This is a genomic window from Novosphingobium sp. TCA1, assembly GCF_009811895.1.
Taxonomy (GTDB): domain Bacteria; phylum Pseudomonadota; class Alphaproteobacteria; order Sphingomonadales; family Sphingomonadaceae; genus Novosphingobium; species Novosphingobium panipatense_A.
Genome location: NZ_BLJH01000067.1, coordinates 1 through 7,783, shown reverse-complemented (window position 1 = coordinate 7,783; position 7,783 = coordinate 1). Strand labels below are relative to the sequence as shown.

Annotated in this window: 7 protein-coding genes and 1 pseudogene; 4 read left to right on the top strand and 4 right to left on the bottom strand. The window is 59.7% G+C overall.

Annotated features, from left to right (window positions below):
• Window positions 1-396: 396 nt before the first annotated feature.
• The 4 genes from NTCA1_RS27370 to NTCA1_RS27355 form a co-directional block, all read right to left on the bottom strand.
• Window positions 397-765 (bottom strand): hypothetical protein, encoded by a 369-nt coding sequence (locus NTCA1_RS27370; protein WP_010409068.1) that lies wholly within the window; start codon window positions 763-765, stop codon window positions 397-399.
• Window positions 762-2,870 (bottom strand): hypothetical protein, encoded by a 2,109-nt coding sequence (locus NTCA1_RS27365; protein ID WP_048939652.1) that lies wholly within the window; start codon window positions 2,868-2,870, stop codon window positions 762-764. The genes NTCA1_RS27370 and NTCA1_RS27365 overlap by 4 nt, the downstream gene beginning before the upstream one ends.
• Before the next feature lie 2 nt (window positions 2,871-2,872).
• Complete coding sequence (locus NTCA1_RS27360; RefSeq protein WP_048939653.1) at window positions 2,873-4,537, bottom strand: hypothetical protein; 1,665 nt, start codon at window positions 4,535-4,537, stop codon at window positions 2,873-2,875.
• A gap of 110 nt (window positions 4,538-4,647) precedes the next feature.
• Complete coding sequence (locus tag NTCA1_RS27355) at window positions 4,648-6,000, bottom strand: tyrosine-type recombinase/integrase (RefSeq protein ID WP_154651475.1); 1,353 nt, start codon at window positions 5,998-6,000, stop codon at window positions 4,648-4,650.
• Window positions 6,001-6,172: 172 nt separating this feature from the next.
• Between NTCA1_RS27355 and NTCA1_RS27350 the strand changes: the two are divergent.
• The 4 genes and pseudogenes from NTCA1_RS27350 to NTCA1_RS27335 form a co-directional block, all read left to right on the top strand.
• Window positions 6,173-6,523 (top strand): annotated as a pseudogene (locus tag NTCA1_RS27350) (hypothetical protein); the annotation flags it as partial.
• Between the two features lie 16 nt (window positions 6,524-6,539).
• Window positions 6,540-6,908, top strand: a complete 369-nt coding sequence (locus tag NTCA1_RS27345; RefSeq protein WP_159832414.1) for a DUF3768 domain-containing protein — start codon at window positions 6,540-6,542, stop codon at window positions 6,906-6,908.
• 68 nt (window positions 6,909-6,976) lie between these two features.
• Window positions 6,977-7,273, top strand: a complete 297-nt coding sequence (locus NTCA1_RS27340; RefSeq protein WP_103095437.1) for a type II toxin-antitoxin system RelE/ParE family toxin — start codon at window positions 6,977-6,979, stop codon at window positions 7,271-7,273.
• A gap of 4 nt (window positions 7,274-7,277) precedes the next feature.
• Window positions 7,278-7,586: an addiction module antidote protein gene (locus NTCA1_RS27335; protein ID WP_103095394.1), complete on the top strand. Its 309-nt coding sequence runs from the start codon at window positions 7,278-7,280 to the stop codon at window positions 7,584-7,586.
• Window positions 7,587-7,783: the final 197 nt, after the last annotated feature.

The following is a 7,783-nucleotide window of genomic DNA, read 5'->3' as shown; positions in this document are numbered from 1 at the left end:
CCCACCCCATGCGATCGCCTCAATCTAAACCGGAAATTACACCACGAGCGCGGACGCTAACCTGTTGGCCAATGGCAGCTAAACTCGATTCGTTGCTCTGAAGCCGCCAGTCTGCAACCGGCCAATCGCGGTCATTTACATGCGAGATACCCATTCAAGCTGCTGGTCGCAGGCGGGCCGTTGATTGAGGGAATTCTTCGTCGAGTGATGGGCCCAACCAAAATCCATCAAGCGTTGTGCAGGGGAGGATCAGTGCTGCGCAAGCGGGGAGGGTTTTACACTGAACCTGCCTTCAATGCGTAGCCCGCCCGTGGCGGTCTCGCGTCGCCATGTAGCGTAGAGCGAATTGAGCGTGCAACGTGGCGTCGATTGTAATGTCCTCAGGACTTGCTCGCATCATGAGTCGGCCGGCCGTGGTTTTGGCAGCATTGAGCGCAATTGCCGGAGTTCCGCGTCTTTGGCTTCCAACGCAGCCTCCAGCATGATGATACGATTGAGCAACTGGTTGATCACGTTTCGCAGCTCGGCCTTGCCGCTCGTGCTTTGTGGTTTAGCCTTCGGCGGCTTCGGAGCTTCATCGAACAAAGCGAGAAGTTTGGAGCATCGATAGGCCGTCGCTCGACTGACCCCCGCCTCGCGCGCAACATTGGTTATGCTCAGCTTGCCATTCGTCGCGGTGCCTTTGCCGTCGCGCAAGCGGTTATAGGCGTCAAGCAGCGCGACGGTGGCTTGCGATTTCCGGGGAGGGTTCGCTTTCGTCGTCATCGTTCGACCTGTTCCAGCAACTGCCTGTAAATATCGATCTGTGCCTCAATGGCGTGTTTCTGGATCGGGCTGATGTTCTTGCCATTTTTCATGGTCTCGGCATCTGCGATGCATGATTGCAGAGCCAGCACATGCCGCCTCGCCACCACGCTGTTCGGACAACGAGCAGGCTGGCACCTCGTAAATGCCGGCTGCGCCTCAGCTCCTTTCACCTTCAAGCAGAGGGCGTGGTCGGCATAGAAGAAGCAGTCGTTGATATAACCCGGATGAAGCGTGACGGCGGTGTTCGAGAGCATTTTTGCGCGGCGCCGATCATCAACGACCGTGCCGGGCAGATCTCCGATCTTGTTTCTGATGCTTGTAAATTCGGCGACGAGTTTCGATCGCATGGGGCCGCCTGGATTGATCCCTGCCTTCCAGTCCTCGTACATCTCGACGATATCGCTGAGCTGAGCGAGGCGACGTTCCTCTTCGATCTCCGAACGGAAGCCGGATTGGGAAGTGCCCGCATAGCCTTCGAACATCATGGCGCTCGCGTGCCCATATTGTATCATGCCCGCGATCACGCCGAAGGGCTGACTGGCGATGTACCATGCAAGGGTGCGGCGGAGCTGACGCGTGCGCCACCGCCAGGGTTCATCACCCTCGTCCGGGATATGATAAAGTGCCAGTATGCGGTCGGCTTCGGCGGGCGCCGCCGCTGCCATTTCTTCGGCGAGCCGGCGACACTCTTTGGCAAAGTAATTCAGGTATACGGTCGATTGATGCGCCGTAAGCTGGACATTGCCCACCCCCCGAATCAAGGCCGGTTTGAACAGGGGCTCATCATCTCGCGGCGCTTCCGTTCGATCGGCGCTGTTGTGTAGATAGTCCTGCAACCGTATTGCTGCCAATACGGCCCTGGCAACAGGCTCTATCACGGTCCAGCGATGTTCAGCGCCGTCGACGTTTTTACGGGTTTTGAAGATTCTTCCGACGAGTTCGTAGCCCTTAACCTTCCCATGTTCGTCGCGCATGAGTCTGAGGCAACCACGCTTGAGCGCGGCCGCTTCCTCGCCGCGCATTCCTGATAATAGGCCGATTACGAGATAGCACGCGGCTATCGCCGGTATGAAGGTATAACGGCTGCTGAAGCTGGGAAGATGCGACCGCCACGCAATGTTTGTTCCTGGCATGCTGGCCCAACCACTGCTTGCGCCTGGGCGCTCGGTTCCGAGTTGCGAGATTGCCTTCTCGAGCATAGCTGAGCGTGCCTTCAGCACTGCCACGCCGAGGCCGCTGGCCTTGCAGATTTCTGGCCACGCGGGTCGACCATCTTGGGTCGCCGGTACTCCAGAGCCCGATGCTTCAAGCGCATCCAAATAAGCGCGCAGGCGCTGGTCGCTTAGTTTCGGTGACACTCTCTGCCGACGCGCGGCGATGTTGATGCCAGCTATACGATGTCGGGCGATAAGATCGTCGATCCCATGATGGACGTAGAACATGGCCCACCGCAACGCCGGCGCGCTAATGGCTTCCGGTATTCGCGGTGTGACATTTTCTCGGCCACCCCGGTATCCCGCGATCCTAGTCGCTGAACGGTTACCCCAAGGAGCTATCTCGATTCCCCGGAACGACAGGGAGGGCGTATAGAGCGCAAGTCGCCGTACGCAGAGGATCTTGTAGACAAGAGTTGCCGGTGCGAGGTGCCGCTTCGCGGACAGCCACTGATCCAGCCAAGGCTGATCGATCTCGTGGAGTCGAAGTCCGGCTTCCCGCACTTCTTGTAGAAAATGCCGGATTATATTGCCGACCTGCATCAGCGAACCAGGTTTCAGGACGCCGAGGCGGCCGCGCACATTGTCTCGGGAGTCGTAGTTTAAAGACAGGAACAGGTATTCTCGTATGAGCTCCCGCTCATCAGCATCGGCGATCCGACCGAAGCAGATACAGGCTTCATGGGCCTTTGTCGGCCGCGCGATGGCACATTCGAGCAGCCACTTATCGTCCCCGACCAGAGAGATATTCTGCTGCTCACGGCCACTCACGACCATCTGGGGCGGAATCACCAATGCCGAACGGTCAATCCGCCAAGATGCTTCGGCACGTTCCAGAACCCGACGCATGTTCAGCCCCGCTGAAGATGTGGCGGCAGCGCTGGCGCCACAGCGGCATTTTCCGCCGTGGACCGAGCCTGTTCGATATCGCCAGCGTCGAACACGGGGAGTATCTGTACCATAATTCGATTATGGTCGGCGCTGTAGCGCTCGTGCCACTCCGCTTCCGTCATGACGGCGCGCCGTTCAGCTAGCCATGTCAGATAGGTCAGCAATGCAGGCAGTTTTCGTGCGGTGAACACTGCATTCGAGCAATGGAGGCAGCCGGTGAACGCGGTGGCGCAGGAGCCGTTGTCGTTCCGCCCAAGAGGGCTCGACCAAAAGCCGGAACACATGCCAAGGAACGTATCGGCATCGCCTGAGACCAACGACGCGACCGCGCCTGCGTCGAGCTTTTGGTTTCCGATCGAGAGGCCGGATGCGAGCGCGCTGACTTCCTCCTTCGGTGGCAGGACCAACGGCATCATCGCCATGTCGAACAGTTGACCTTCAGCGACCGCTACCGAGCGTGCATGCTCTTCTCGAAGCCCGTCCACCGCGGCATAATGCCGAGCGGCAACTGGCTTCGAGTGATCGCTCGCGAAGCGCCGAAGGTGGCCTGTGTGGCGCAAGTAATTGTCCCGCTTCACCGTCTTCCTTAGCCGGGCGGGAACGATCTTGGTTATCGGCTTGCCCGCTTCGTCGACGAGCCCAAGGCTCCTGATCGCGGCATAGAAGTTGTGGGTAGAAAGGCTGAACCGCCGCCAGCTCGGCAGTCCGGCTGCAACGAAGCCCACCCACAGGTAATCCGCATTCGGGTCCCCTCGATCGGCCATTCGCTCGGCGGCGGGTCGGGATAGTTCGAGGGCAAGGCGAACGAGTCCGCCGGGCGTATTAATTCCACCATCACGCACGCGTTCGCGCTTGATCTTCGCGCGGGGGCCGCCTCGTCCCTTTGTGTATTCAATGGAGACGTACCCTCTCGCGGGGTTCTTCAGGCAGTCGCGCCGCAGGGTCCGCAGGCATTCTATCGGCATTTCGACCCGGAGCGCGATGGCGATGATGAAGCAGATCGCATCAGGCAGGGTCAGAACGAGAAGATCGCTGGCCGCGGCGATGGCAACCTTGCGATATTTGAACATGTCGAACTCGCTTCGAGCGGGGCGCGTGCCGTCGGCGACCCTCAGGAACACATTCTCAAAGCGGCTCCTCTCCGGCTTGTTTCGCAAAGCTTCGATCTGCTCGCGGCCCGACAAGATCCTTTCGCGTGTAGCTACCACGCTGCGATCAGCGGCGTCTTTCAGGACGCGAGCGACGAACGGTGTCAACGGTTCGCGGGGCCGTAATGCCGTTCCGTTGTGCCGGCTCGTGAAGTTGATCCGCGCCTTCAGATCCGGACGAAGCAGATCAGGGTTTCGTTCGTCTATCGCGCGAAGGCCGTGAACAAGGCAACGGAACCGGGAGTATTGACCCCGAACGTCGCAGGCATCGATGTCAGCGGCCGTGATCACGCGAAGTCCCCCGTTGAGGCGCCCGCTGGAGGACAGATGTTTCCCGAGCGGGATCCAGCTCTGTCGATACTGTTCGACACTCGGGACGGCCAGGCCGGCGAACAGCTCGTTCATCATCGGCCCAAGGTACAAGGCAAGATCGCGACCCAGGCCTTCGTTCCCCACCTCGTGCAGCAACCAGGTCATTTCGCGCCCGACACCGTCACGATGATGATAGGCTACGATCGCGTCGGCTCGCGGCTCCTCATCCTGCTGCGGAGGTAAATCGCGGAACGAGAGGCGAGGGCGACCCACTGCTAGAAGAAGCCCATCAGACGAGAGTCCAGCGCCTCGGCCGCCTGATCTACGATTTCGAAGGCTTCATCGAGGTAGGTGAGATATTTTTCAGTGGTCAGGACGCTGGCGTGACCCAGCCATCGCTGGACCCGGCGCAAGGGGTCGCTGACAACCTTCATGTAGATTTCCTCGGTTCGATCCGGGACAGATCGATCGTCGAGCCTCATCACTTCCGCTTTGACGAGGTGTGTAAGCCAGTAGACGGCAAAGGTATGCCGGAGGGTATGGGGCGATACGTGTAGGTCCCAGCCCATGTCCTCCGACAACTTCTTGCTGGTACGCCGGAATATCGACTGCCATGCCGCGGGGGTGAGGGCTTGGCCGTCCTGCGCCAGCCACAATGCTGCCGGCTGCGCACTTTCCAATGGTGCGCCCGATCCGGGCAGCAATAGGAGGTTGCGTCGTTCGTCGATGCGCAGAGTCGCCAGTGATCGAGGGCGCCGCTCGCCCTTGATCAAAACGCGTTGCCCGCCTGCAAGCGTGCCGATGAGCGGCTGCCGCATGGTCCGGACCCCACCCGCGCGTCGCCAGCGATCGACCAACTGGCTCCGCTCCTCGCGAATATAAGCGTCGATGAAGTTACTGGCTACCCGCCTCGGGAACGGCACTGATCGAGGTTTGCGCCCTTTGGTGATTGTGGCGGGCAGGTCGATCATGGTGCTGCGACAGCCGTGAAAGACGCGGGCGTTCGTCGTCGGAAGCTCACCGATCAGAAGGCTTGCGCCTTCTTCGAGCCTAACCCCTGTCGTCACAAGCAGCTCGGCGAACGCGGCATCGCGCATCGGATTCCGCCGGTGAGTGATGCCGTTCGCGTAACCCCCACCGAGCAGGCCTTGGTCTCGGAACAGAACGTAATCCTCGAGCGGGATCATGCGGATCGTATCTTCGGCAACCGCGCCATCACGGCGGAATCTGGTTTTCGGCGCAACTGATATCAGTCCTGCGTCCTCGCTGGCGGCCCATTGATAGAACCGCGTTAGCGCCGCAGAGGTGCGCTTCCAAGACGATCCCGATAGTCGGAGCTCGCCCGGCCCTTCGAGCCGAAGGCTGCGATATTTCCCTACGTCGGCACTCGATGCGTCGAGTAACGACTTTGAACGCGCATCCCGCAGGTAACGGGCAAAGACCTGAAGATCTCGAGCATAGTGGCCTGCGCTGGCAAGGGACACGCCATCGGATCGCAGGAACGTGATGAACGAATTGACTTCTACAACGGGGCTTCCGTCGGAATGAAGGAGAGAAGGGAGATTTGTTTCGGGTAAGTATTTGGTTGCGTCCTGCTTTATGGAGTCATCAAGCGCAGGCCGGATCATCGTCCCATCAAGAAGTATAGGCTCGACGCCGAGCCAAGGATCGAACGGGAAAAGATGCACTGAACCCTCGACATGACACTGGGCGTTTCCATTTTATTGCCCCGACCCGATCGATAATGGGACAATATCCTTATCCCGTCAAAGGGAATGGATCGTCTCAATGGCGACATAATGGTTCTGCATCGGAATGACCCCGCCAGAGGTCCGTGACCTGCCAATATGGTGCCTTCGCCTGATCGTCCTTGTCGAAGCACGCGCCGCACCGCGCCTTCACACGGTCGAAGGTCTCTGGCGCAAATCTACCCGCGCGAGGCCGGGGCGCATGACGGATTTCATCCGCCATGAACGGCTGCTCCCCGCTGACGACATCGACCGGATCATCAGCGATGCCCCACTCGACCTGATCCAGTTTCAGGACGTCGCCGCCTCGATCCCCGTCGACGAGCGCCCGACCATGCGCAGCTGGATCGAACGCTTCAACGCTGCCGTGCCCGCATCGCAGTGCCCCCGTCTCGCCGCCTGACCCACAGGAGATTGCCATGTCCCTTGCAACCGCCGCAGCCGGCCTGTCCGAACGCGAAATCATCGCCCGTCTCAACGATCGCTGCCGACACGGTCTCGACCGTACCGGGCGAACCGTTATCACCCGGACCTGCCTCGGCACCTTTGCCAACAACCCGGTGGCCGAGGTTGTCGCCCAGGCCCAAATCCTCGCCGAGGTCCGCAAATTCACCTATCCCGACGACGACAGGACCGAGCGCGATCGCGGCCAGATCGAATACCGGGGCACGACCGTGTATTTCCAGATCGACGCTTACGACGCCGACCTGAAATGGGGTTCGCCCGATCCCACAGACGCCAGCGTCACGCGCCGCGTCATGACGATCATGGTTCGCGAGGATCTCTAAGGTGCGGGCCGATGCTCCGATTGCCAACCAGGATTGACAGTAAGGGGTGTGTCAACTATGGTTATCACATGATCGAGATGATCCAGTCTAACGCCTTCAATCAATGGTTGGCTGGTTTGCGCGATTCAAATGCGAAAGCCCGGATACAAATCCGCCTGCGTCGATTGAGCCTTGGAAATCCGGGCGACGTAAAGCCCGTAGGGGATGGAATATCCGAGCTTCGCATTGATTATGGGCCGGGATACCGCGTTTACTACATGAAGCGCGGCCCCATCGTGATTGTCCTGCTTTGCGGCGGTGACAAGAGCACCCAGGCACGAGACATCGCGCAGGCAAAGTCAATCGCGAACGCATGGAAGGAATGAAATCATGGACGTGACTTTTAGCCGTTACGATCCCGCCGACTTCCTCAAGAGCGAAGCGGACATTGCGGCCTATCTGGACGCCGCTGCTGAGGATGGTGATACCGCCGTAATCGCCGCCGCTCTGGGCGACGTGGTGCGCGCTCGCAATCTCAGCAAGCTCTCACGCGATACCGGCCTTAGCCGTGAAGGCATTTACAAAGCCCTGTCCGGTGAAGGGAATCCGAGCTTCGCGACGATCGGCAAAATTGCCGATGCCCTTGGATTGCGTATCAGCTTTCAGCCAAATCAACAGGCGATCACACCGGCGCCATAACAGCCGCTGGCCTCAATTGCAGGAGATCAGACCGTGAGGTTGTCTATGGAAACCTTCCGCTCGAGCGAAGTTTCGAGGCGCTTCGGTTTCTACTGCGATAAAGCCATGACCCACCCGATCGCGGTCGAGCGCGATGGGGCTCTGTTGCAAACATGGGGCACGGCCGCGCGGCGTCACCCAGTTGGGGGATTAGGCAG